Source organism: Paenibacillus sp. IHB B 3084 (assembly GCF_001447315.1).
Classification (GTDB): domain Bacteria; phylum Bacillota; class Bacilli; order Paenibacillales; family Paenibacillaceae; genus Paenibacillus.
The window spans coordinates 4905223-4931604 of sequence record NZ_CP013203.1; the positions used below are offsets into that span (position 1 = coordinate 4905223).

The 26382-nt window shown below is 50.2% G+C and carries 20 protein-coding genes and 3 pseudogenes; 22 read left to right on the forward strand and 1 reads right to left on the reverse strand.

From position 1 onward, the window contains the following. The first annotated feature begins 153 nt into the window (after positions 1–153). The 19 genes and pseudogenes from ASL14_RS22940 (at position 154) to spoVM (ending at position 22753) form a co-directional block, all read left to right on the forward strand. Entirely contained in the window at positions 154–2952 is a 2799-nt protein-coding gene (locus tag ASL14_RS22940; protein ID WP_134913623.1) for a calcium-translocating P-type ATPase, SERCA-type, read from the forward strand. Between the two features lie 122 nt (positions 2953–3074). Further along, a complete protein-coding gene (dapF, locus tag ASL14_RS22945; protein ID WP_134913625.1) occupies positions 3075–3908 on the forward strand; it encodes a diaminopimelate epimerase in 834 nt (277 codons plus the stop codon). Between the two features lie 159 nt (positions 3909–4067). Continuing rightward, a complete protein-coding gene (locus tag ASL14_RS22950) occupies positions 4068–5096 on the forward strand; it encodes a hypothetical protein (protein WP_134914614.1) in 1029 nt (342 codons plus the stop codon). 153 nt (positions 5097–5249) lie between these two features. Next, entirely contained in the window at positions 5250–7142 is a 1893-nt protein-coding gene (locus ASL14_RS22955) for a bifunctional homocysteine S-methyltransferase/methylenetetrahydrofolate reductase (protein ID WP_134913627.1), read from the forward strand. A 35-nt stretch (positions 7143–7177) separates the two neighbouring features. Continuing rightward, positions 7178–8064: pseudogene (locus ASL14_RS22960) on the forward strand (YicC/YloC family endoribonuclease). A 56-nt stretch (positions 8065–8120) separates the two neighbouring features. Then, positions 8121–8381: an extracellular matrix/biofilm regulator RemA gene (remA, locus tag ASL14_RS22965; protein ID WP_005548256.1), complete on the forward strand. Its 261-nt coding sequence runs from the start codon at positions 8121–8123 to the stop codon at positions 8379–8381. Positions 8382–8394: 13 nt separating this feature from the next. Continuing rightward, positions 8395–8966, forward strand: a pseudogene (gene gmk / locus ASL14_RS22970) (guanylate kinase). Between the two features lie 121 nt (positions 8967–9087). Beyond that, entirely contained in the window at positions 9088–9288 is a 201-nt protein-coding gene (rpoZ, locus tag ASL14_RS22975) for a DNA-directed RNA polymerase subunit omega (protein ID WP_134913630.1), read from the forward strand. A gap of 93 nt (positions 9289–9381) precedes the next feature. Next, entirely contained in the window at positions 9382–10695 is a 1314-nt protein-coding gene (gene coaBC / locus ASL14_RS22980) for a bifunctional phosphopantothenoylcysteine decarboxylase/phosphopantothenate--cysteine ligase CoaBC (RefSeq protein WP_134913632.1), read from the forward strand. After that, on the forward strand, positions 10695–13316 hold the full coding sequence (priA, locus tag ASL14_RS22985) for a primosomal protein N' (protein ID WP_134913634.1): 2622 nt from the start codon (positions 10695–10697) through the stop codon (positions 13314–13316). The genes coaBC and priA overlap by 1 nt, the downstream gene beginning before the upstream one ends. 130 nt (positions 13317–13446) lie before the next feature. Continuing rightward, positions 13447–13944, forward strand: a complete 498-nt coding sequence (gene def, locus ASL14_RS22990) for a peptide deformylase (RefSeq protein WP_134913636.1) — start codon at positions 13447–13449, stop codon at positions 13942–13944. A gap of 6 nt (positions 13945–13950) precedes the next feature. Further along, positions 13951–14910 carry a methionyl-tRNA formyltransferase gene (gene fmt, locus ASL14_RS22995; RefSeq protein WP_134913637.1) on the forward strand — a complete coding sequence of 320 codons (960 nt, stop codon included), beginning with the start codon at positions 13951–13953 and terminating at the stop codon, positions 14908–14910. Continuing rightward, positions 14907–16322 (forward strand): 16S rRNA (cytosine(967)-C(5))-methyltransferase RsmB, encoded by a 1416-nt coding sequence (gene rsmB, locus ASL14_RS23000; RefSeq protein ID WP_134914615.1) that lies wholly within the window; start codon positions 14907–14909, stop codon positions 16320–16322. Before fmt ends, rsmB begins: the two co-directional genes overlap by 4 nt. Before the next feature lie 188 nt (positions 16323–16510). Continuing rightward, positions 16511–17550, forward strand: a pseudogene (gene rlmN / locus ASL14_RS23005) (23S rRNA (adenine(2503)-C(2))-methyltransferase RlmN). Positions 17551–17556: 6 nt separating this feature from the next. Next, positions 17557–18333 (forward strand): Stp1/IreP family PP2C-type Ser/Thr phosphatase, encoded by a 777-nt coding sequence (locus ASL14_RS23010; protein ID WP_134913639.1) that lies wholly within the window; start codon positions 17557–17559, stop codon positions 18331–18333. After that, positions 18330–20603, forward strand: coding sequence for a Stk1 family PASTA domain-containing Ser/Thr kinase (gene pknB / locus ASL14_RS23015; RefSeq protein ID WP_134913641.1), 2274 nt, complete (start codon positions 18330–18332; stop codon positions 20601–20603). Before ASL14_RS23010 ends, pknB begins: the two co-directional genes overlap by 4 nt. A gap of 86 nt (positions 20604–20689) precedes the next feature. After that, complete coding sequence (gene rsgA, locus ASL14_RS23020; RefSeq protein WP_134913643.1) at positions 20690–21607, forward strand: ribosome small subunit-dependent GTPase A; 918 nt, start codon at positions 20690–20692, stop codon at positions 21605–21607. Positions 21608–21611: 4 nt separating this feature from the next. Next, positions 21612–22283: a ribulose-phosphate 3-epimerase gene (gene rpe / locus ASL14_RS23025; protein WP_134913646.1), complete on the forward strand. Its 672-nt coding sequence runs from the start codon at positions 21612–21614 to the stop codon at positions 22281–22283. A 389-nt stretch (positions 22284–22672) separates the two neighbouring features. Then, complete coding sequence (gene spoVM, locus ASL14_RS23035) at positions 22673–22753, forward strand: stage V sporulation protein SpoVM (protein WP_014282289.1); 81 nt, start codon at positions 22673–22675, stop codon at positions 22751–22753. A gap of 226 nt (positions 22754–22979) precedes the next feature. Here spoVM and rpmB read toward each other — a convergent pair whose 3' ends face one another. Then, complete coding sequence (gene rpmB, locus ASL14_RS23040) at positions 22980–23168, reverse strand: 50S ribosomal protein L28 (protein WP_014282288.1); 189 nt, start codon at positions 23166–23168, stop codon at positions 22980–22982. Positions 23169–23679: 511 nt separating this feature from the next. On the opposite strand from rpmB, the gene ASL14_RS29680 reads away from it, so the two are divergent. From ASL14_RS29680 to ASL14_RS23050, 3 genes are read left to right on the forward strand one after another with little or no spacing between them, the layout of a single operon-like run. Beyond that, positions 23680–23910, forward strand: a complete 231-nt coding sequence (locus ASL14_RS29680; protein WP_442953189.1) for a hypothetical protein — start codon at positions 23680–23682, stop codon at positions 23908–23910. Further along, positions 23880–25463 carry a DAK2 domain-containing protein gene (locus tag ASL14_RS23045; protein ID WP_442953190.1) on the forward strand — a complete coding sequence of 528 codons (1584 nt, stop codon included), beginning with the start codon at positions 23880–23882 and terminating at the stop codon, positions 25461–25463. The genes ASL14_RS29680 and ASL14_RS23045 overlap by 31 nt, the downstream gene beginning before the upstream one ends. 49 nt (positions 25464–25512) lie before the next feature. Then, complete coding sequence (locus ASL14_RS23050) at positions 25513–26382, forward strand: DegV family protein (protein WP_134913651.1); 870 nt, start codon at positions 25513–25515, stop codon at positions 26380–26382.

Sequence of the window (26382 nt, forward strand, 5' to 3'; positions counted from 1 at the left end):
GCATTGTGATATTTTAGGTCCTGTCCGAATAGATTGAATCTAGAAAGTCTGTCCAGCTTATCAGCATTCGTGGCACAAAAACGCAATAACGGGCAGCCATCCTACGCACTACCGACGGAAACGGACTATCTGACCGGGAGGGAATTGGGGAGAATGGAACAAGCACATTGGCACCAATTAAGCAATGAACAGCTTTCAACAAGCCTGGAAGTCGACCCGAAGCAGGGTCTTTCGGAGGAACAGCTTGCGGAAAGAAGAGAAAGGTCAGGATGGAATGAGCTGAGCGAGGGGAAGCGTGTCTCGCCGATCCTGCTGCTGCTGAATCAGTTCAAGGATTTTATGATGCTCGTACTGATGGGAGCCACACTGATATCCGGCCTGCTCGGCGAATATCTCGATGCGATCACCATTATTGCTATTGTTGTGCTGAATGGAATTCTTGGTTTTGTGCAGGAGTTTAGAGCGGAACGTTCGCTTCGGGCTTTGAAGCAGTTGTCTGCTCCAACCGCTAAAGTGCTGCGGGGAGGCAAACGGATTCAGGTTCAGGCCAGAGAGCTGGTACCGGGTGATATCGTGCTATTGGAAAGCGGCGACCGTATTCCCGCAGATATAAGATGGCTGAGCACAAACGGCTGCGACGTGGAGGAATCCGCCCTGACTGGCGAATCGGTCCCAGTGAGCAAGCATAGCCGCCCTATTCATGCCGCCGAGGTACCGCTGGGAGATCAAAAGAACATCGGCTTTATGGGCACCATGATGACCAGAGGTACAGCTCAGGGAGTTGTTATTCGTACAGGCATGAACACAGAAATGGGCAAAATCGCAGACTTGATCCAAAATACGGAGTCTCAGGAAACCCCGTTACAGCACCGACTGGAGCAACTGGGCAAAATTCTGATCATCGTTGCGTTAGGGTTAACCGTGCTCGTCGTCGTAGCAGGCATCCTGCATGGACAGCCAGCGATGAGTATGTTTCTGGCCGGGGTGAGCTTGGCTGTAGCGGCTATACCGGAAGGCTTGCCTGCCATTGTGACGATTGCGCTCGCCTTGGGCGTGCAGCGTATGATCAAACGCAAGGCGATTGTGCGTAAGCTGCCTTCCGTTGAAACGCTCGGATGTGCGTCTGTCATATGCTCCGACAAAACTGGTACGCTGACCCAGAACAAAATGACGGTTACCAAGCTATGGGTGGACGGTCGCTTCTGGGGAGTGACAGGAGAGGGCTATGACCCGCACGGACATATTATGGACAGGGATACTCCTGCGGATCTCAAAAACGGACAATCACTTCGCAGACTGCTGCAAGCCAGCGTGCTGTGCAACAACGCGGAAATTGTTCAAGTCGACATGGATGAGCTGCGTTCGAAAAAGAAAGCCAAGGAGGCGACGCCGACCGCTGTTTGGGAGCTGAAAGGCGATCCGACGGAGGGGGCGCTTGTCACTTTAGCCGCCAAGGGCGGGGTTACGCGTCAAGGGCTGTATGAGGTGTATACACGAGAACGCGAATTTCCTTTTGACTCGGAGCGGAAACGGATGTCTGTACTTGTACGGCATCAGGGAGGGCATATCGTCTTTGCCAAAGGCGCGCCGGATGTGTTGTTAGGTCAATGCTCCTACATTTTATGGGAAGGAAATGTCGTTCCACTGACGGGTACGCTGCGCCAAAAGGTGCTGGCAGCCAACGAAGGAATGGCCTCGGAGGCGCTGCGTGTACTCAGTGTCGCTTACCGGGATATCCGCTCGCATGAGCGCGTCGTCTCGGTGGAAGAGGCTGAGACCCAGCTCATCTTCATCGGCCTTACGGGCATGATTGATCCGCCGCGCCGCGAGGCAAGGGAAGCCATTGGCAAGTGCCGTCGTGCTGGCATCCGTACCGTGATGATTACGGGCGATCACGGTACCACAGCCGAGGCTATTGCGCAGCAGCTAGGCATTTTTCAGCGCGGCTCGCATGTGCTGACCGGACAGCAGTTGTCTGTGATGGATGATGCGGCGCTGGACAAAGCAGTAGACATGGTCTCCGTCTATGCACGGGTATCCCCGGAGCATAAGCTGCGGATTGTCAAATCGCTGCAAAGACGCGGGCATGTCGTAGCTATGACTGGAGACGGCGTGAATGACGCGCCAGCGATCAAGGCGTCGGACATTGGTATCGCGATGGGCATTACGGGAACGGACGTGACCAAGGAAGCGGCTGCGCTTGTGCTCAGCGACGATAATTTCTCGACGATTGTAGCGGCGATTGAAGAAGGGCGAAATATTTACGAAAATATTCGTAAATTTATCCGTTATCTGCTTGCCTCCAATGTCGGTGAAATTTTGACGATGTTTTTCGCGATGATGGCCGGTCTGCCATTGCCGCTACTTCCGATTCAGATTTTATGGGTGAACCTGGTGACCGACGGGCTTCCCGCGATGGCTCTGGGTGTAGATCAGCCGGAAAAGGATCTCATGGAGCACAAACCACGCGGCGCTAAGGAAAATATTTTTGCCCGTCGTCTCGGCTGGAAAATCATTAGTCGCGGCCTGCTGATCGGCTTATGTACGCTTGCTGCGTTCTGGCTGACGTTGCGTATTGCGCCTGATAACGCAGCACAACTGGTCAAGGCACAGTCGGTTGCCTTCGCCACATTGGTACTGGCACAGCTCATTCATGTGTTCGATTGCCGCAGTTCCCGTTCTATTTTCCACCGTAATCCGTTTCAAAATAGTTATCTTGTACTTGCCGTGCTGTCTTCGGTAGTGCTGATGCTGGTGGTTATGTACGTACCTGTGCTGCAACCTATTTTCAAAACGGTACCGCTTGGCTTCCGCGAATGGGCGCTCTCCATTGTCGCTGCCGGCATTCCGACCTTCCTGATGGGAGCGGGGAGCGTATGGGGCGGCAGACGTAACCGTCGTCATGGCGGACATACCCGCTTCGCTTCGGGACGCACGAAGTTTTCGGCGTAAGCTCCCGGCTCAAGCCGGGAACAGACCTATATGCATCACTTTTCCCTTTTTGCCCTGTATGCTATCATGGAACCAAAGCTTCATAAGGAGCATGAGATTAGCAGCAACGGCGGAGGGAAGCTATGGAATTCACAAAAATGCACGGATTGGGTAATGATTTTATAATTTGGTTTGGGCACCAGGAATTGCCGCCTGACGCTTCGGAATTGGCTGTTCGGCTGTGTGACCGACATTTTGGTGTCGGCGCTGATGGTCTGGTATATATACTGCCATCTGAAAAAGCCGATTTCTGCATGCGCATTATCAATTCGGACGGCTCGGAGGCTGAGCAATGTGGAAATGCTATCCGTTGTGCAGCCAAATATGTGTATGACCGCAAGCATATCAGCCGTGAGCAGATCACGATTGAAACGCTGGGTGCAGGTGTGCAGCAGGTCGAATTGACCGTAGTGGACGGACTTGTACGTCAAGTGAGGGTCGATATGGGAGAACCGATTCTGGATGGCTTGAAAATTCCAACCACGCTGGATCTGGCTAGTGTCATCAACCGGTCCATCGAAGCTGGAGGCAGTGGCTTTCGTTTTACAGCTGTATCCATGGGCAATCCGCACTGTGTGATTTATGTTGAGGATGCACCTGGCTTTGATCTGGAAGCCTGGGGGCCTAAGCTGGAATGCCACCCGCTGTTCCCTAAAAAAACAAATGTCGAGTTCGCTACGGTACGAAGCCGGGACCAAATTGACATGAGAGTATGGGAGCGGGGAGCCGGGCCTACGTTGGCATGTGGAACCGGAGCCTGTGCTACGCTTGTGGCCTCTGTATTGAACGGATACAGCGACCGCCGCGCGATTGTCAGCCTGAAGGGCGGCGATCTGGATATCGAATGGAACGAGAATGACAATCATGTATATATGACAGGTCCGGCTGAGGTTGTGTACGATGGACGTTTGTCCTGAAATAAGCGAATACAGCGTGCGATAAAGAATGATATAGGTAAGTGTGATGAAGACCTTAGCGGGTCTTCTTTTTTTCGCCTGAGCAACATTCTGTCTTTTTTTGACGTCTGAACCATGTATAATATAGAAAATGAGAAAACGATAAGGAGGCCGTTCATGGTGCGGAAATTTCGTTGGATTTCAGCGTTCGCAGCCCTTATATTTGTAGTCGCCGCGCTTCCGGCTCAGGCCGCGACCGTTCCTGCTACTGCGGAAAAAACGACTGATAAGCAGGTCGGCTCACTAACCCCTACTGTCGTGAATCGTTTAGAAAAGGCAGTACAAGAACTCATCGGTACAAAGACGGCATTTCAATTTGACGATGTGACGGATATGGGTAAAACCTGGATTGTCGAGGGCGAACTGGAGGATGGGACAGCTACGTTTCAGACGGAATATAATAAGGAAAAAAACAGAGTGGATTCTACAACCGTTCGATATAAAATAAGTAGCTTGGCAAAGGCGATGGACGCGCCACTCAAAACTAAAGTGCTGAACAGCGCCAAAGCGTTTGATAGCAAGCGTCCTATGCAATTTGAGGCATTCTGGCGGGTCAAATCCCCTTTCCAGTCTAACAAGCCTTCGAATTATTGGGTATTCTGGGGTGCAGGGGAAAAGGCTTCCTCGCTGTACGTTGACGTGGATCGCGGCAATAGCATCACCATCAATGCCGACTACCCTCTGAAGCAGGTGGACCCTGCGTTGCTAAACCGTGCAGCGAACAGCTTCAAGCGCGTTAGCGGACAGCGTATCACGGTGCAGCATGCTTCGCGTTACAAGGACGAGGCAAAGGGGCTTTCTTATTGGTCGTTTGAGGATGCAAACGAGGCGAGTGAGGTCAAAATTGGCGCAGTGACCGGCAAAGTGCTGGCTGTGTCCACCTCAGGGGTGGATTGGAACGATGACGCGGATTTTAAAAAATCGTTTGCCAGCCCGAAATATAAGTCCTCTGAAGCTTTGAAGCAGGCCAAGCCTAAGGTTCAACTGTTATTTAACATCAATTTATCCGATTATAATGTGGGAATCCAAGGAAATGCATATACATTTTCCAAAAAGCAAAAGGGGACGCCCTCTATTGTGGGTAAAATGAATAAAAAAGGAACTTTTTACGCATTCTCTCTTCATTCTGCTGATGGGAAACTGCAATAAAGGTAATAGAAAATAGCAATGATGAGTCAAGTTGCTTCGCTCCTGATCGCATAATAATGGGGAGTGGGGCGGCTTTTTTTGTTTTTGGCTTATGTTTGCAGTCTCTTTATGTTACATTAGTATGAAAATAAAGAGCGGGGTGGAGAAGAGGACATGAAACCGGATTTGCGTACTGTGCTGGATCGTGAAATTATTGTCGGAGACGGCGCAATGGGAACCTTTTTATATCAGCTTGGATTTCCGGTAAATACGTCTTACGAAGAGCTGAATATCACATCGCCTGACGTCATATCAGACGTGCATCGTCAATATGTACAAGCCGGAGCACGGTTGCTGGAGACCAATACGTTTTCTGCAAACGATTATAAGCTGGCCCGCTTCGGTCTGGAATCCAAGGTGGAAGAAATTAACCGTGCCGGGGTGAGAATTGCCAGAGCAGCGGCTGGCCCGGAGCATTATGTGGTGGGTGCGGTAGGCTCCATATGCGGTGGTAAAAGGCTTAACATATCCAAGGTAGAGCTGGCACGTAACTATGATCAGCAGATTGATGCACTTCTCTCCGAAGGGGTAGATGGCATTTTGTGCGAAACTTTCTATTCGCTGGATGAAGTGCGCATTGCGCTTCGTGGTGTACGTAAATATAGTAATATTCCGGTGATTTGTCAGTTCGCGGTCGATCAGGTTGGTCGTACACAGGACGGTTTTTCGGTGGCAGAGGCTTTTACGGTGTTGCGTAATGAGGGGGCGGATATCCTCGGATTTAACTGCCATTCCGGTCCGCAGGGGATTATGAGCGTGATGGAGCAACTGGATGGTCCACTATCAGTACCGCTGTCGGTATATCCTAATGCGGGTCTGGCAGATTATGTGGATGGTCACTATGTGTATGGTGCATCGCCTGAATATTTTGGGGAATGTGCGGCTTCCTTCGTAGAGCTGGGTACGAGAATCATCGGTGGCTGCTGTGGAACCACACCAGAGCATATCGCAGCGATTTCTAAAGCTTTGAATGGTTTGCAGCCTCCTCCGCTGGCTCCAAGAGACTTACTCTCGGATGCGCCAGTCATTGTGGCTGAGCCGGAACAGATTGCACGTGAAGGGGAAAGAGGCAACGGTAGAAACGCCAGTGAACCTAACATTGTGGAATTGGTCAAGGAGCGGCATACGGTCATTGTAGAGCTCGATCCTCCGCGCGATCTGGACATTACGCGGTTCATGCAAGGGGCACAGGCGTTGAAAGCGTCAGGGGCCGATGCGCTTACGCTGGCAGATAATTCACTTGCAGTTACTCGCATGAGTAACATGGCGCTTGGACATCTGGTGAGCCTTGAAACGGGCTTGCGCCCGTTAATTCATATTGCCTGCCGTGACCGTAACCTGATTGGTACCCAGTCCCATATGATGGGCTTTGATGCGCTGGGCATTGATCATGTATTGGCCGTTACGGGAGATCCGGCGCGGTTCGGTGATTTGCCGGGTGCCAGCTCGGTGTATGATATGACTTCTTTTGAAATTATACGTATGATCAAGCAGTTGAATGACGGTATCGCTTTTTCTGGCAAGCCACTCAAGCAAAAAGCTAATTTTGTGGTGGGTGCCGCTTTTAATCCCAATGTCAAGCATTTGGGCAAAGCTGTGCAGCGGCTGGAGAAGAAAATTGCTTCGGGGGCGGATTACATTATGACCCAGCCCGTTTACGACCGCGAACTGATTATATCCATGGCGGAACAGACTCGTCATTTGGAGGTGCCGATTTTTATCGGTATTATGCCGCTGGCCAGCGGGCGCAATGCGGAGTACTTGCACAACGAGGTACCCGGCATTCAGTTGTCCGACAAGGTCCGTGCGCGTATGTCTGGTCTGGAGGGTGCAGAAGGCCGCGCAATGGGCGTAACCATTGCCAAGGAGCTGCTTGATACGGCGATGGAGCATTTTAACGGTATCTATTTAATGACACCATTTATGTTCTATGAAATGACGGCGGAGCTGACTTCTTATGTATGGCAAAAATCCGGCCGCGTGCAGGCCCCCTTGTTTCGACTATAATAATCAATTACAATAGTATAATGGATGTGATGCCGATGTCATTGAGTATGACCGGATACGGTCAAGCCATCCTTCATTATGAAGGCTATAAAGTGCGCTTGGAGCTGAAATCGGTGAATCACCGCTATTGCGAAGTGATGATGAGGATTCCACGCGAATGGACTCGTTATGAAGATGGCTTGAGAAGAACGGTTCAACAGCAGATCAAGCGCGGCCGTGTCGACGTCTTCATTCACAGGGAACGTGATGAAGAACAGATACCCGCCGCACGGTTGAATGACACTGTAGTGCAGGCTTACTTGCATGCAGCGGAGCAACTGGCGGATCGGTACGGTGTGAAGGGAACGTTGGGTATAAGCGATATTCTTGCGTTGCCTGACGTTCTGGGTGAGCCCGGTGAGGCTTGCGATGGAGAGGAAGAGGGCTGGGAAGAGCAGCTTCAGCAAGCTTTGAATGAAGCATTGCAAGGACTGCTGGACATGAGAAGGCGAGAAGGCGGGCATTTGGCGCAGGATGTGGAATCCCGCATTTCGCGTCTGGAATCCCTGCATCATGAAATGACGGTGCTGGTTCCTCACGTTGTGAGCGACTACCGTAATAGGCTAAAACACAGACTTACTGAGCTTCAGGACGGTTCATTTACGCTTGATGAGCATAAATTCGGAATGGAGATTGCTTTATTCGCGGATCGCAGCAGTATTGATGAGGAGCTTACCCGGCTTCAAAGTCACTTTGGGCAATGCAGGGGATTGCTGCTGTCGGACGAGCCAGCCGGCCGCAAATTAGATTTTTAATCCAGGAAATGAACAGGGAAGTCAACACGATCGGCTCCAAGGCCAACCATCTTGCGCTAGTTAATTTAGTCGTGGAGATGAAGGCGGAGCTGGAAAAAATTCGTGAGCAGGCTGCAAACATCGAGTAGCTACCTGGTAGCGGCACGGCTGCAATAGTCACATGTATAGGGGGAAAGACCTGAATATGGCAATTAAATTGATCAATATTGGCTTCGGCAATATCGTGTCGGCCAACCGAATTATCTCCATCGTCAGTCCGGAGTCTGCTCCGATCAAGCGGATTATACAAGAAGCTAGGGACCGTCATATGTTGATTGACGCTACCTATGGCCGCCGGACACGGGCTGTTATTATAACGGACAGTGATCATGTGATCTTGTCTGCGGTGCAGCCGGAAACGGTCGCTCATCGACTATCCACTAAAGATGATGACAATGACGAATAAAATGGAGTGTACTATGGCTAAGGGATTATTATTTGTATTATCCGGACCTTCGGGTGTCGGCAAAGGAACGGTAGGCAACGCACTGCGTGAAAAACTGCCGGAATTGACATACTCCGTTTCCGCGACAACCCGCTCGCCCCGCATGGGTGAACAGGACGGAGTTAACTACTTTTTAAGTCGCGTGAACAGTTTTTGGGCATGATTGAACGGGATGAGCTGTTGGAGCATGCAGAGTACGTCGGTAACTATTACGGCACTCCGCGTGATTTTGTAGATCAGACGCTTGCGCAGGGAAAAGATATTTTTCTGGAGATTGAGGTTCAGGGAGCGCTCAAAGTGAAGGAGAAATTTCCCGATGGCATTTTCATTTTCCTGCTTCCGCCTTCGCTGGATGAATTGAAGGACCGGATTCGGGGACGGGGTACAGAAACTCAGGCAACCATTGATCACCGCATGTCGGTAGCTGTGGATGAAATGAATCTGTTGCGTCACTATGATTATGCGGTTGTCAATGATGAGATTGATTTCGCATGTAAACGAATAGAATCCATTATTATCGCCGAACATTGTAAGGTCCATCCATAAACGAGGACTTTACATATGCCAAGCGTATTTAAAGAGAAAATTACTATACAAGCTGAACTCGGAAATGTACACTGGAGTTCAGCTTGTATAGTCCCAAAACTACATGAAGAGGTGTCTATTCGTGCTGTATCCTTCTATTGATGAAATGATGAAAAAGGCAGATAGTAAGTATTCGTTGGTTGTAGCGGCTTCACGCCGTGCCAGACAGTTGCGCGAGGGTGGAAAGACGACTCTCAAGAATCCTAGATCCCACAAGCAAGTTGGAGTTGCATTGGAAGAGATTTACGCGGATCATCTGCGTCTTGAAAGCGGCGAAGATTAATAAGAATTATAGACAATTATTATAACCGGGCGCAATGCCAATTCCTTTGACAACCGCAAGGTTGTTATTTTTTTCGGTCAGGGGGAGTTAACGATGTTGAAGGGGAAAGTTATTATTCTTGGTATTACCGGCGGAATTGCAGCTTATAAAGGGGCTGCGCTGTGTAGTAAGCTAACGCAAAAGGGAGCCGAGGTTCATGTTATTATGACGGCATCCGCGAAGGAGTTTATTACTGAGCTTACGCTTCAGTCGCTCTCTCGTAATCCGGTATACAGTGACACGTTTGATGAAAGAGAACCGTCCGTCGTATCCCATATTCATTTGGCGGACAAAGCGGATCTGGTGTTGGTTGCTCCTGCAACCGCGAATATCATCGGTAAAATGGCGCATGGGCTTGCCGATGATATGCTGTCCACAACGCTACTGGCTACGACAGCACCTATAATGGTAGCACCTGCTATGAACGTGCATATGTACACTCATCCCGCAGTAATGCAAAACATGGAGACGCTCGTATCCCGCGGTGTCATGATGATTGAGCCGGGTGAAGGATTGCTGGCTTGTGGTTATGTTGGCAAAGGGCGGCTGGAAGAGCCTGAAACCATCGTACAAACGGTAGAACGATATTTTGAACAGCAAGAGCAGGAAAGTAAGGGCGTCACCAACAAGCCGGAGCCACGTTGGTTTGGCGGAGAAGCTGTGGATTCGGGTGGACAATCGCAAGGCTCGCTGCTGAATGGCGATGAACGGCTGCTGTCAGGCAAAAAAGTGATTGTAACTGCTGGGGGCACGATCGAGAGGATTGATCCGGTACGTTATATAACGAATGATTCTTCCGGTAAAATGGGCTTTGCCATCGCAAAAGTGGCTCAGGAGTTGGGTGCCGATGTGCACTTGATTGCTGCAAATACAAGCGCGGAGCCTCCTGTGGGCATTTCGATTGAAAGAGTTCAGTCCGCTGACGACATGTATAGCGCTGTGCTCAGACAGTGGGAAGATAGCGATTTGGTCGTGATGGCTGCTGCGGTTGCAGACTATCGACCGCGTGAGGCCGCACAGACCAAGATCAAAAAGAAAGATAGTACATTTACGCTGGAGTTAGTGAAGAATGTCGATATTCTGGAATCACTCGGACGGAGCAAGAAACATCAATTTTTAATCGGCTTTGCTGCGGAAACCGGGAATCTGGAGACGTATGCCATGGATAAGCTGGAACGGAAAAATTGTGACCTTCTCGCAGCTAACGATGTAACTGCTGATGGAGCAGGCTTTGGCGTCGATACGAATGCTGTACAAATTTACGACCGCGGCGGGATGGTAGAACGTATTCCTGTGCAGTCGAAGGAAGAAGTAGCGCGTAAGCTGCTTACGATAGCGGCTGGACGTATGGGCGGGGTGTTGCATTAATGGAAATGGGCAATTTAGTTGCCAAGGTTATTGTAGATGTGCCCGCCAAGGATACGGATCGTACTTTCGATTATCTGATCCCGGAGTCGATGCGGCCATGGATTGAGCCGGGTAGCCGGGTTGCAGTGCCGTTCGGCAAACGGACGGTGCAGGCTTTTGTCATCTCGGTAGTACCTGCTGAGGAGCCGCCGAAATATCGGATGAGGGCGATACAGGAGCTGCTGGATTTGGTGCCGCCCTTGTCTCCGGATCTGGTAGAACTGGGGAAATGGATGAGCGAACGCTATGCCTGCAATCAGATTATGGCGCTGCAAGTGATGATTCCTACAGCGTTAAAGGGCAAGGCCGAACGTTATATTTCTATCGCTGAGCAGCATGAGTTCACAGATCATTCACCTGCTGCTGACGTTATGAATTATGGTTCAGAAGCGGATACACATCGAACCATGCGGCCGGATATGAGGGGAGAACCCGAATGGGCTCTCCTTACCGATGATGGCATGAGCGACCCGGCTGAACGCCAGATTGTCAGCTTTATTCAGGAGAAGGAGCAAGTCCCGCTTCAGCAGCTAAGCCGCCGTTTCCCCGAAGAAGCGGAGGTTATTAAATCGCTGTTGCGCAGGGGTGTGCTTCAGGAGAGTCAGGTTATTAAAGACAAGCTTGGCAAGAAGACCATGAAAGCCGTGGATTTGGCTATCAGCATAGAAGTGGCATCAGCGGCGCTGGAACAGTTTTCGGCCAAAGCGCAGCGTCAGCGGGAGGTACTTGCTTTTTTGCTGGAACGTAGCGAGTTTCTGCCTCTGCCGCTGAAGGAAGTCATGACCTCGCTTAGTGTATCAGCCGCAACGGTCAAGGCGCTGGAGGATAAGGGCTATGTGGTGCTTGAGGATGTAGAGGTGTTCCGCGATCCTTATCGGGGTAGAAACTTCAAACCTACGCAGCCATTGCCGCTCACCGAAGAGCAGCAATACGTGTATGAACGGATCATTCGGCAGTTGGATACGCGTGAGCAAGGAGCTTATTTGCTCCATGGAGTTACGGGCAGTGGTAAGACGGAAATTTATTTACAGACGATTCAGCGCTGTATCGAGCAGAATCGTCAGGCGATTGTACTGGTTCCGGAAATATCGTTAACACCACAAATGGTAGAGCGCTTTAAAGGTCGCTTTGGCGATCAGGTGGCGGTGATGCACAGCAGACTGTCCGGGGGCGAACGTTACGACGAGTGGCGCAAAATACGCGAGGGTCGTGTGAAGGTGGCGATTGGCGCCCGCTCGGCTGTATTTGCGCCTTTTCGTGAACTGGGTCTTATTATTATGGATGAGGAACATGAAACCTCCTATAAGCAGGAAGAGACACCCAAATACCATGCGCGCGACGTGGCCGTACGCAGAGCCCATCAGCATGGGGCTGTGGTTATTCTCGGCTCAGCTACGCCGTCGCTGGAAAGCTATTACGCGGCCCGCTCGCAAAGTAATGACGAGTTTGCGCCGCTGTTGCTTGAGATGCCGACTCGCGCACTAGGGAACTCATTACCCGAGGTGCATATCATGGATATGCGCGAGGAACTGCGCGCTGGCAACCGTTCCATGTTCAGCCGCGCATTGCATAACGGAATCGCAGAGCGGCTGGAGCGTAAGGAACAGACGGTATTGCTGCTGAATCGACGCGGACATTCCACGTTCGTCATGTGCCGTAGCTGCGGCTATGTGGCGGGTTGCCCGCATTGCGATATTTCGCTCACATATCATCAGCGTTCGAATAATTTACGTTGCCATTACTGCGGCTATTCCGAGCCCGTGCCTCAGGTCTGCCCGGAATGCGGTAGTGAGCATATTCGCTACTTTGGCACAGGTACTCAGCGAGTGGAAGAGGAACTGGCAAAGCTGTTTCCCGGTATACGTGTTGTGCGGATGGACGTCGATACAACAACGGAGAAAAATGCCCATGAAAAGCTGCTCAAGCAATTTCGTGATAAAAAAGCGGATGTACTGCTCGGCACCCAAATGGTTGCCAAAGGACTGGATTTTCCCGATGTGACGCTGGTAGGTGTCATTACTGCGGATTCGGCGCTTAATTTACCGGATTTTCGGGCTGCGGAAAAGACATTTCAGTTGTTAACACAAGTAGCCGGACGCGCCGGGAGGCATCAATTGCCTGGGGAAGTGTTCGTGCAAACCTATACGCCGGAGCATTATTCGGTTATTCACGCGAGTCGGCACGACTACGGTTCTTTTGTCAGGGAAGAGCTAAAACACCGCCGTAATCTGCATTATCCACCGTATTGCCGTCTCATTTTGGTGACTTTTTCTCATGAACAGCTCCCGGTACTGGTTCGATTGGCTGAGAACTATTCAGCCACTCTACAGGGGAGGGCAAGACAAAGGGGCTGGTTGGGCAATATGGATCGGCTTACATCCGATGTGCTTGACATTTTGGGGCCTGTAGCTTCACCGATTTCGAGAATCAAGAATAGATACCGATTTCAATGTATGATAAAATGGCGTGGAAATATAGATGCGATTGGTCTGGCTCAGCAGGTGGCTGATGAAATGGCGGAATCCGCACAGGCCCAAAAGCTGCTGATCAGTCTGGATGTCGATCCGCAAATGCTTATGTAGCGTATGCGCAAAAGTTTTCGGCACAGTTAATGCGGACAAGCCGTCCGTACATAGGATAATGTAGCAGTCGCGCTTGTTGTGAATACGACGAAGCTTAAATGAAGGATAAAGAGGAAGGTGTTCTATTGTCATGTCAATTAGAATTATAGTGTTGGAACCGGATGATGTGTTGCACAAAGTAGCAAAGGAAGTTACTAAAATCACACCTAACGTGCAAAAGCTACTCGACGATATGGCAGATACCATGTATGAAGCGGAGGGAGTGGGTCTTGCTGCTCCGCAGGTAGGTATTTTGAAGCGACTAATCGTTGTGGATGCTGGAGATGAGCACGGTTTAATTAAAATGATTAATCCTGAAATTGTGTCCGAAGAAGGCGAGCAATTTGGTGCGGAGGGCTGTTTGAGCATTCCTGGCTTAAATGGTGATGTGCGTCGTGCCGAGAAGGTTACTGTCAAAGGGCTGGATCGCGATGGTAAGGCGATTACAGTGACAGCGACCGGATTGCTTTCTCGTGCTTTTCAACATGAAATTGATCATTTGAACGGAGTTTTGTTCACGGATATTGCGGAAAAAGTATATGAGGTTGCTCCGGAACAGCCAGGACCGAACCATCAGACAGGAGAGTGAGGTTCGATGAGTCAAGACATTCGTATCGTCTTTATGGGCACACCGGATTTCGCTGTGCCTTCGTTGAACATGCTGCTGGACAATGGCTACAACGTAGTCGGTGTCATTACGCAGCCGGATAAGCCGCAGGGACGAAAAAAAATATTGACGCCTACGCCAGTCAAGGAAGCAGCGGAAAAGCGCGGGTTGCCCGTGCTTCAACCGACCCGCCTGCGCCAGCCGGAAGCGGTAACTCAGGTAGCGGAGCTGCATCCTGATCTGATCGTGACAGCGGCCTATGGGCAGATTTTGCCTAAATCCGTATTGGACTTGCCCCGTTTCGGTTGCCTGAATGTGCATGGTTCGCTGCTTCCCCGTTATCGGGGAGGGGCGCCAATTCAGCGTGCCATTATTAACGGCGAAACCGTTACGGGCGTGACACTGATGTATATGGCGGAAGGACTGGATACCGGCGATATGATATCGCGGGTTGAGGTTGCTATTGAACCGGAGGATACATCCGGTATGATTTTTGAGAAGCTGAGCATAGCTGGATCGAAGCTTTTACAGGATGAGCTGCCCAAGCTGCTGGCAGGGAAATCGGGTCGTACACCGCAAAACGATGATGAGGCAACCTATGCCCCGAACCTGAACCGCGACGATGAGCGTATTCCTTGGAATGATAGTGCGCAGCAAATATACAACCGGATTCGCGGGCTGGTCCCGTTTTCCGGTGCATTTACGCTGTGGGAAGAAAATGTTTTTAAAATATGGGCGGCTGAGCATCCTTCCATCCATAGTGATGCAGATGGTGCAAATGCTCCGGCACCCGGGACAGTTCTGCAATTGACTGCCCGTGGCATTGAAGTACAGACGGGCAATGGTACCCTATGGCTGACACAGGTGCAGCCGGCAGGCAAGAAGGTTATGGAAGCCGGGAACTTTGCGCGTGGCGGCCAGATGAAGCCGGGCACGGTGCTCGGGTGAGCGGCGGTCACTCCCGTCAGGGAGGCCAAGGCAGGGAGGCTGGTGCCAGAGCAGGCAAGACTCGTAACCAGACGGCTAGGGAAGTTGCACTGGACGTACTGACAGGGGTTGAGCAGGAGGGTGCATACAGTAACCTTGAGCTGAACCGCCGACTTCAACAGGCAGGTTTGTCCGCGAGTGACGCTGGCTTGGCGACGGAACTTGTATACGGTACAGTTGCACGCCGAAATACGCTGGATTATTTTCTGAACAAGTTTGTTCAGAAAGGAACGGCCAAGCTTCAGGCTTGGGTACGTTCGTTGCTGCGAATGAGTGTGTACCAGATCGTATATCTGGATCGTATCCCGGATCATGCAGTCGTTAGTGAAGCAGTTACCATTGCCAAGCGGCGTGGACACCAAGGGATTTCGGGTATGGTCAACGGCGTGCTGCGCAGCATGCTTCGTGAGCCGGACAAGCTTCGTATTCCTTACGGGCTGTCAGCCGAGGAACGGATTGCATTGGAGCATTCCCATCCACAGTGGCTGGTTAAGCGCTGGATCAAGCAATACGGTGTGGATATTGCGGAAGCCATCTGCCGCGCTAATAATGAGCCACCTGCGGTCAGCGTGCGGGTGAACACGACAATGACCAGTCGTGATCAACTCTTGAACGAGATGATTGCGAAAGGAGTGGATGCTGTTCCATCGGCGGTTAGCCCTTACGGAATTGTCGTCCGCAGCGGCGGAAATATGGCACTCACTTCCTGGTATACAGACGGTTTGCTGTCCGTGCAGGACGAAAGCTCCATGCTCGTCGCCGAGGCGGTTGCGCCTGAGCCGGATATGCTGGTACTGGATTGCTGCGCTGCTCCGGGCGGCAAAACAGCTCATATGGCTGAGTTAATGAAGGATCAGGGCCGGATTATCGCCAACGATCTGCATGCTCACAAACATCGGCTAATCCAGGAACAGGTAGATCGGCTAGGGCTGGATGCCGTGGAAACGGTCACCGGGGACGCACTTGAGTTGAAAAATCGTTATGCTCCGGCATCATTTGACCGCGTCTTGCTCGACGCGCCATGCTCCGGTTTTGGAGTGATCCGCCGCAAGCCTGATTTGCGCTGGAGTAAAACTCCACAGGATGTCCGCGACATCACGCAGCTCCAGCATGAGCTACTGGACAGCGTAGCTGAGCTTTTGAAGCCGGGCGGTATTCTGGTGTACAGTACATGCACAATTGAACCGGATGAAAATGAGGGACAAATCACTCGCTTTTTAAGTGAGCATCCCGAGTATGAGCTGGCAGAAGGACATTCCTTCCCAGACGTAGCTGACGGCATGGACCATGCTCAGCCAGGCTCGGTACAGCTGTTGCCGCAGCATTTTCACAGCGACGGATTTTATATCGCGCGTCTGCGTCGGGTGAAGTAGTTCGTAAGAATCCCGCAGGCAGCCAACCACTAACATTTCCACATTCCGCCGGATATCATCCGGCGGTTTTTGCATTGGGACGAAAAATTTTTACCCTCTCAGGGATTTGTGCTAAAATAGGAAGAATGAAAACACTGTCTGTGAGAATTAAACAGAACTTAATGAAGAAGGAACGGGTGCAAACATTGATGAAACCTTTTATATATGATTTAACTCTGGAGGAGTTGCAGGACTGGGCCAAGCGCAATGGCGAGCCTGCTTTTCGCGGAGGACAAATTTTTGATTGGCTGTATGTGAAGCGGGTCAATGATTTCAGTGAGATGACGAATTTGTCCAAGTCGCTGAGAGAGAAGCTTGAGGACCAGTTCAGCTTTGTGACGCTTCATGAAATTACAAAGCTGGAGTCGAAGGACGGTACGGTAAAATTCCTGTTTGGTCTGCATGATGATCATGCTATCGAGACAGTTATTATGAGACACAATTACGGAAACAGTATTTGTGTAACGACTCAAGTGGGCTGCCGAATCGGCTGCACATTCTGCGCTTCGACGCTTGGGGACTCAAACGTAACCTGACCGCCGGTGAAATTACCGCGCAGGTCGTTCAGGCACAGAAAATTTTGGATAAGACGAATGAGCGTGTGAGCAGCATCGTGATTATGGGCTCGGGTGAGCCTTTTGAAAATTATGAAGCGACCATGACATTTTTACGTACGATGATTCATGAAAAGGGTCTGAATATTGGTCAGCGTCACATCACGGTATCGACCAGTGGTATCGTGCCGAATATTTACAAATTCGCGGACGAGGATACCCAGATTAATCTGGCAATATCCATTCATGCGCCTAATGATGCGCTTCGTTCGAAGCTGATGCCTGTAAACCGGCGTTATCCTTTTCAGGATGTTATGGAATCGCTTCGTTACTATCTTGCTAAAACAGGCCGGAGAATTTCGTTTGAATATGCCTTGATTGGCGGAGTGAATGATCAGGCGGAACATGCCGAAGAACTGGCGGACGTGCTGAAGGACATGCTGTGCCACGTCAACCTGATTCCGGTTAACCATGTGCCTGAGCGCAAGTATGTGCGCACATCGCGCAGCGATATTTTCAATTTCCAGCGCATTCTTGCCGAGAAAGGCGTCAATGTGACGATCCGGCGTGAACAGGGTCATGATATCGCCGCTGCGTGCGGCCAGTTGCGTGCAAAGCATATGGAGTTGGGGTGAGACCATTTGATCAAAACAGTTCATGTCAGCCACGTCGGACGTGTACGTTCGGTGAATGAGGATTCTGCCTGGATCAGGCACTTGGAGCAGGGATATATTCTGGGAATTGTTGCCGATGGCATGGGCGGGCATTTGGCCGGTGATACGGCCAGCCGCCTCGCGGTAGAAACACTTGCCGCTGATTTGGCGACGCTGGAAAGCGGGTTATCCGCGCACTCTTTGACAGCGGCGCTTAGCGACGCTATTTTGCATGCTAATGAAGTCATCTTCCAAACGGCTGCCCACGATGACAAGTATCATAATATGGGGACAACGGTTGTAGCCGTTTTGCTAAACGATGCCTCCGGGATTATCGGACATATCGGGGACAGCCGTGCCTATGTGATTTCTAACGGAGTGGTACGTCAAATTACGGAAGATCACACACTGGTCAATGAGTTATTCAAAAACGGTCAGATCAGCAAGGAAGAGCGGGAGAACCATCCCCGTCGCAATGTGTTAACACGGGCGCTGGGCACTGATTCCGAGGTGCAAGTGGATATTGACTCCATTTCTCTGGAAAAAGGCGATGTGCTGTTACTGTGCAGCGACGGGCTGAGTAATCTGGTGACGGAGGAGCAAATTAGTAAAGTAGTAGGTGCCGCCGAGAACCCTCTGGAGGAACGAGCGGATCGTCTGCTGCATCTGGCGCTGCTTGCCGGAGGCGACGACAACATCACGGTAGCTTTGTTTGAATTGCCCGATGACACAGTTTCATTGAGTGAAAAGGGGTGTGACGCATGATCGGGCACCTGCTTGGGGGAAGATACGAAATTATTGAGCGCATCGGCGGCGGCGGTATGGCGCTGGTGTACAAGGCTCAAGACATTCTGCTGAATCGTAATGTGGCGGTCAAGGTGCTGCGTCAGCAATTTGTCCATGATGATGAATTTATTCGCCGGTTTCGGCGTGAGGCACAGTCTGCGGCCTCGCTTTCCCATCCGAATGTGGTCAGTATTTATGATGTCGGCCAAGAGGATGAAATCCATTATATTGTAATGGAGTGCGTGGAAGGAAAAAATCTGAACGAAATTATTAAGGAACGTGCCCCGCTGCAAGTGGATGAAGCGGTACGGATTGCTTCTCAAATTTGTGATGCACTGGAGCACGCTCACCAAAATCAGATTATTCACCGGGACATTAAACCGCATAATATATTGATCGGGCGCAATGGACGGGTCAAGGTAACCGATTTTGGGATTGCCAGAGCTGTCACGTCAACGACGATTACCCAGACAGGCTCTGTGGTGGGCTCTGTCCATTACTTTTCACCCGAGCATGCGAAGGGAGTCGTCACCGGCGAGAAATCGGACTTATATTCTCTAGGGATTGTCTTATACCAAATGCTGACGGCGCAACTTCCTTTTCTGGGAGAAAGTCCGATCAGTGTAGCGCTCAAGCATCTGCAAGAGGAATTTGAGGAACCGCGCAAAATTAATCCACTGATTCCGCAAAGTGTGGAAAACGTCATTTTAAAATCCATGCGCAAAAATCCGGAGGAACGTTATCAATCTGCGGATGAAATGCTAAAAGACTTGGAGACATGCCTGTTGCCGGGACGCCGTAATGAATCCAAACTGGAATTTACACATTTGGATGACGAGGATCAAACGCGGGTTATTCCGGCTATTAAGCCTCAGCAAATGGGAATGTCCTCCAGTGGAGACGACGAGCCTGCCCAATCCGGCGATTCTGAAAAGCTTCAGAGCAAGCAAACGGCTAAAAAAAGTAAAAAGAAGCCGATCTTGTGGATAACGCTGGTGCTCGTGTTGCTTCTTTGCATGGGTGGCGTAGTGTACTATGTGCAAAATTTGCTCGTCGTCCCTGACGTTGTAGTGCCGAATGTGTTGACCAAGACCGAGGACCAGGCCAAGTTGTTGATCAGTCAGTCCGGGTTGACCGTTAAGGACCCAATTAAGCATGAATATAAGGACGGGGTTGCACCCGGAGTTGTTTTCTATCAGAGCTATCCACAGGAATCTGTGGTTAAGAAGGGAACAGAAATTGAACTGAAAGTCGGGGTTGCCAAGCCGCTGACTCCGATGCCGGATGTCAAAGGGCAGAGCTATGATGCTGCTGTCAAGCTGTTGACCTCCCAGCAGATCAAGGAGACACAGATTCAGCGGAATGAGCAGTTCAGTGATCAGGCGGTGGGAACCGTCCTAAGTCAGACACCAGCGGCGAATGAGTCCTTTGATAAAGATACGGTACAGGTGGTGCTGACGGTCAGCAAGGGCGCTGCTACCGTGAAAATGCCAAATCTGGTGGGCAAGACGCAGAAAGAAGCGGAAAATGAGGTCAAAAGTGCTGGATTGAAGGTTGGCTCGGTCAAAGAGGAATTCAGCTATGAGCAGGAAAAAGGCAAAGTAACCAAGCAGTGGCCGTCAGAGGCTGGCAGTGATTTGCCTCCAAATACGGAAATTACGTTTTATGTAAGCACTGGTTATCCTCCAGAAGCGATTACACTGCCATTTAATGTGCCAGTTGCCCCGAAGGAAGAGGGTAAAAACAGCAAGATTCGTATCACTTATACGGATGCACGTGGAGAAAACCAGGAATGGGGAAGCCGTACGATTAATACGACACAAGTGTTCACTATTAATCTGTTGCTGGCTCCGAACAAGGACAGTGTTGTCTCTGTATATAAAGATGGACAATTTGTCGATACGTATCCCGTTTCTTATATTGACGCGAAGAATGGAACGGTGACGATGCCTCAAATCGCTCCGCCTGCTGGAACTACACCCACGGATACGCCAGAAGGTACTTCTCCACAGAATGGCAGTGGAAGCGGCGAACAAGGGAATAGCGGGGATACTTCAAATGATAGTGGTAATAACGGGGGGGACTCGATCAATCAGGATGGCACCGAAGGTAATGGTGAACCGTCCGCTCTTGCCCCCCAAACGGGTTCTACAAGCGTAACAAGTGGTGAGTTTGCTGTTAAATACACAAACCATCCAGGTAAGGGAAAGGACCTCCACAAAAAAAGGGTGAAGTCATTGAGGCTGTAAAGCATCAATAATCATGCCGGAGGTCAGTGCAATACCCGTTATTCGTTTTCACTATCCCTAAACACTTAAAGGAGGACGGCTTACACATGCCTGAAGGTCTGATCGTCAAGGCGCTCAGCGGATATTATTATGTCTCCAGTCTGGATCAGAATGGGCGGCCGGTATCCGGCGAAGCTACGGTGCAATGCAGAGCACGCGGAATATTTAAGAAAAAAGAGATTACGCCGCTTGTCGGCGACCGGGTCGTTTATGAACTGACTGAAAACGGGGAAGGTATGGTTAATGAGATTCGGAAGCGCACGACGGAGCTCATTCGCCCGCCAGTGGCTAACACTACGCTTGCTGTACTGTTGTTTTCCCTACGTGAGCCGGATTTAAATCTGCCGTTGCTGGACAAATTTTTGGTGCATATTGAGCACGCCGGGCTGGATACGATTATCTGTCTGACAAAGCGCGATTTGTATGAGGGCAGTCCTTCGGAGGATGAGACGGTTTTGGCTGTTCAGAAAATGTACCGGAAGATTGGTTATGAGGTGCTGGTGACCAGTGCCCGTACCGGGGAAGGTACGGCTGAGCTTAAGAAGCTGTTGGCTGGTCAAATCAGCGTGTTTTCCGGGCAGTCAGGTGTTGGGAAGTCTTCCATGCTTAATGCGCTGGAACCAGGCTTAACGCTGGAGACGAGCGCCATTAGCAAGAAGCTGGGGCGGGGACGGCATACGACTCGTCATGTGGAATTAATTCCACTCGACAATGGCGGTTTTGTAGCAGATACACCGGGTTTCAGCCAACTGGATTTCCTGGAGCTGGGTGTGGATGAGTTATCTCCATGTTTCCGTGAATTCCAGTCGTATGCAGAAGGATGCAAGTTCCGGGGCTGTACCCATATTCACGAACCTGGCTGTAAAGTGAGAGAGGCCTTGGCAGAAGGACATATTTCGCAGGGCCGATATGATAACTATTTGCAGTTCTATCAGGAATTAAAAGAAAAAAAGCGGAGGTACTGAGCATATGTTAAAAATAGCACCGTCGATCTTATCCGCTGATTTTGCCCGTTTGGGCAGTGAAGTTGCGGAAGCTGAAGCAGGAGGAGCAGACTGGATTCATGTGGATGTCATGGATGGTCATTTTGTATCAAACATTACCTTAGGACCTCCTATCGTTCAGGCTATTCGTCCGCATACGAGTCTTCCTCTGGATGTTCATCTGATGATTGAGCATCCTGAACGTTACATTGGCGATTTTGTGAAGGCAGGAGCTAATATCGTCACTGTTCATGCCGAGGCTTGTGTTCATCTGCACGGGGTCATCCATTTGATCAAGCAGCAAGGTGCTCTTGCGGGTGTGGCCCTCAATCCGGGCACTTCTCCATATGCAATCAAGGAAGTGCTGCCCAATGTAGACATGATTCTGGTTATGACAGTTAACCCTGGATTTGGGGGTCAGTCTTTTATTCCGGAGACGTTGGATAAAATCAGACAGATTCGCACATGGTTGAATGAAATCGGCCGTCCGGATGTACATATTGAGGTAGACGGAGGCATTGCAGAGGAGACGGCACCAGCCGTATTTGAAGCAGGGGCTGATGTTCTGGTGGCTGGTAGTGCGGTATTCGGCAGAGCGGACCGCGGAGCGGCTATTGCGGCTATTCGGGACAGTGCAGCTCATCATTCGTCCAAGTGAAGCTGACCGAAGCGCTGTGGATGACGGTAGCGAGTATGGTGACAGGTGTGATCCTAAGTTGCTTCTCGCTGGTGAAATCTCCTTGGAATGCCCTTCTTTCACTCGTTGCCGTTCTGATTGTGCTGTTTTATTTTCGTAAAAATGAACGGCGCGGTTTGCGTATCGGCTTTGTAATAAGCAGCGTGCTTTATTATATCCTATTTATTTTCATACTCTCAGCATATCTGTATGTTCGTGGACTTGTCTAATGGTATAGCATGGGATAGATGTGCATAAATATGGTTACATGAGCGGGATTCTCATGTAGCCTTTTTTGTATGGCAACAACCCTTGACAGGTTGCATAAACTACAGAGAACGGATGCACGAGGATGATGGGGAGGGTGAAGCATGAAGTTTTATACAATCAAGCTACCAAGATTTCTGGGTGGATTCGTCAAAGCCATTCTGAATACATTCCAGAAAAGCTGAATTGCACGTAACGTACACACAGGATGCAAAATGAAGAGCAAGGTACACAGGGCATGCTTCCCGGGCACAGCGACAGACAGGTAGCTCGACAGTAAACGGCAGGAACGCGCGGGAAGATGCCTGACATTTTGACATCATGGACCAGATGGATGTAACATTTTGAATAACCAAAAAAGCACCCGTTTAAAACGAGGTGCCTTTTGTTTATAACGTTATTTTTTTGCGACTACACGCGAGTTACTTTACCGGCCTTCAATGCACGAGTGCTGACATAAACGCGTTTCGGTTTACCGTTAACGAGAATACGAACTTTCTGTACGTTGACGCCCCAAGTACGGCGATTACGGTTGTTAGCGTGAGATACGTGGTTACCGGTGCCAGGCTTTTTGCCTGTTACAGAACATTTACGAGACATGATTCCACCTCCTATTCTGAAAATAACCAAGTTCCGTATGGAACGGGTCGCTCTTCAGGCCGACTGGGTCAGTCGGACTTTGTAAGTCACTAACCTGAACAAAACAATACTTATATATAATATCATAGTCAAAAAAGCTCCGTCAACCGATTCAAAAACTTTATTTATTTCTATTACGCATTATAGTACAATATGGGATAGCTATTGCTGTGAATATTCTTGTAATAGTTGGAATGTGAATTCTTATTCCAGTCATGCCGGACAGATCAGAGGCGGAACCATATTTATCATTCCAGCCGATGTTTCAGTGTCGGGTGGTTGACTGGTTTTTCATATATAGACCTGTGGAAGGCCGACCAGGCCGTGGGTACGATAAGCTTACGAAAGTGTGACATTCGTATTCGTCGTCTGGCTTTAGTATAATTCAATTGAACCTGTCCGCACAGATGAACATGACGATGCGGAAGGTTGATGGCAAAACAAGTGTATTAAGCTAGGAAGGGGAATTCTCTTGAGTAATCGTTCTTTGAATGGAACAGATTTTACCGCAATGGTTTTAGCCGGGGCGGAACAATTACAGCAGCATGCGGAACACGTCAATTCACTTAATGTATTTCCGGTGCCGGACGGTGACACAGGAACTAACATGAATTTGACGATGAGCGCGGGCGTAACAGAATTAAAGAGGGGGATTCTTCCTCCATCGGTGTCATGTCCGGCATATTATCCAAAGGTTTGCTGATGGGAGCCCGCGGCAATTCAGGGGTTATCCTGTCTCAGTTGTTCCGTGGCTTCAGCCGTTACGCTGCCCCATACGAGGAATTGAATACCCTTCAGTTCGCATCGGCATTGCAGAGCGGGGTGGATGCGGCCTACAAGGCGGTGGTTAAGCCGGTGGAGGGTACAATTCTTACCGTGGCGAAGGAAGCGGCCAAGCATGCTGTGTTTTTCTCACGCCGGACAAATGACATTACTGAACTGATGGAAGAAGTGCTTGCCAAAGCGAAGGAAACGCTTGCCATGACGCAGGACATGCTTCCGGTACTGAAGCAAGTAGGGGTTGTGGACTCGGGTGGACAAGGACTTGTGTATATTTATGAAGGGTTCATGCAGCATCTTGGAAGCGGTTTGGTGACAGCTCCAATTGTAAAAGGGGAGAATGTACGCACTGCTTATGCTCCTCATGTATCCGAGAGACCGACGGCGCAAGCGATTGCTCCTTCACCGGATGCACCGATTTCGGCGCAGGCGAAGCTTGAAACGGAAAATATTGAATTTTTATATGATATGGAATTTTTTATTAATCGACAATTGGGAGAAGCCCAAGGTACGGACTTTGATGAGGAAGCCTTCCGGTTAGCGTTATCTGTGGATGGAGACTCTATCATTGTTATTTCTGACGATGATGTTATTAAGGTTCATGTTCATTCCAAGGCTCCGGGCGAAGTGTTGAATCTGGCGCTACGTTACGGGGAAATTACACAGATCCGTATTCTGAATATGCGCGAGCAGCATCGTGATTTGTTGTCTGCGGGTATGGATGGCGCTCCTGAGCCTGAGTGGTTTGCTGAAATACCGGCAGAGCCTGCACGTGAGGAGGAGCCTTCTGAGCCACCGGCTCATGAGCTGGCACCCTATGGTTTCATAGCAGTGGCTTCAGGCGAAGGGATTGCTGATATTTTCAGAAGCTTAGGTGTGGATGTTGTCCTTTCCGGTGGTCAGACTATGAATCCGAGTACGGAAGACTTTGTTAATGCGGCTCGGTCGATTGCGGCGCAGCACATTTTTATCCTGCCGAATAATTCCAATATTATTCTGGCGGCAGAGCAGGCCCGTGAACTGCTGGAGATGGAGCGCTTGGTGTCGGTTATTCCGAGCAAAACGATTCCTCAGGGTATTGCTGCAGCATTCGCTTTTCAGGAGGAAGAAGCCTTTGAGGCCAATCAGGACAGCATGCGGGACGCGGCCAGCCGCGTGAAATCAGGGCAGGTAACCTATGCAGTACGGGATACGACGCTTGATGACCTGCACATTACGGCTGGCCATTATATCGGTATTCAGGATTCCAAAATTGTAGCGACTGAAGAACAATTAATCGCAACGGCTCGTCTTTTGCTGATCAAAATGTTGGTGAATGGCGATGAGATTGTTACGATTCTCACAGGTTCGGATGCGAAGCAAGAAGATACAGAGCAGCTCGTTGCATGGCTTGAAGAAAATTATTCGGATGCTGAAGTGGAAGTTCATGAAGGCGGTCAGCCGATTTATCCTTACCTGTTTTCGGTGGAAACTTGATGGGCTGTAGAGCGTCCATAGAAGCTCACCACAAAAGGAGGTCTAACCGATGAGTAACACCATCATTGTGACCGATAGCACGGCTGATATTCCACAGGAACTGGTAGACCGTCTCGGGATAGTCATTGTGCCGCTGACGGTGATGTTTGGAAACACGACTTACCTTGACGGCATTGAGATGTCTGCCGCGCAATTTTACAGCGAATTGGTACGGGCTGATGAGCTACCTACGACGTCACAGCCTTCACCAGCCCGCTTTTTGGAGACATTTACGACGCTGTTGGAGCAACATCCCGAGAGCCAGATCGTTTCCATCCATTTGTCTTCCGGCGTGAGTGGAACGTATCAGTCCGCTCTGCTGGGTAAATCCATGCTGGAGAAGCATGAAGACAGAATAACCGTGCTAGATTCCAAATTGGCCTCGTACGGATATGGTATGCTTGTGGTCTATGCGGCAGAGCTGGCGGCTTCCGGGCATTCCCCGGCTGATATCGTTCAAGCTTTAGAGCATCGTCAGGAACGTCTTTGCTTGTATTTTCTGGTGGATACGCTGGAATACTTGCAAAAAGGGGGGCGTATCGGCAAAGCAGCAGCCATGATTGGCACCCTGCTCAATATTAAGCCGATTCTCTCGATGGACAAGGAAGGTATCATTTATTCGGCAGACAAGGCAAGAGGACATAAAAAAGCGACAGCACGAATCATTGAATTGCTGGAGCGGGATTTAAAGGGCCAAAAAATTAATATTGCTGTAGGCCATACGGCAGACCGTTCGGCAGCAGAAGCGTTCGAGGCACAATTGGCAGAACACTTTGAGCTGGGAGATCGAATATATACGGAAGTTGGCGCCGTGATCGGAACCCATGTGGGACCGGGAACGATTGCCATTTTTGCATGGCCGGCCGGAGATGAGAGGTAA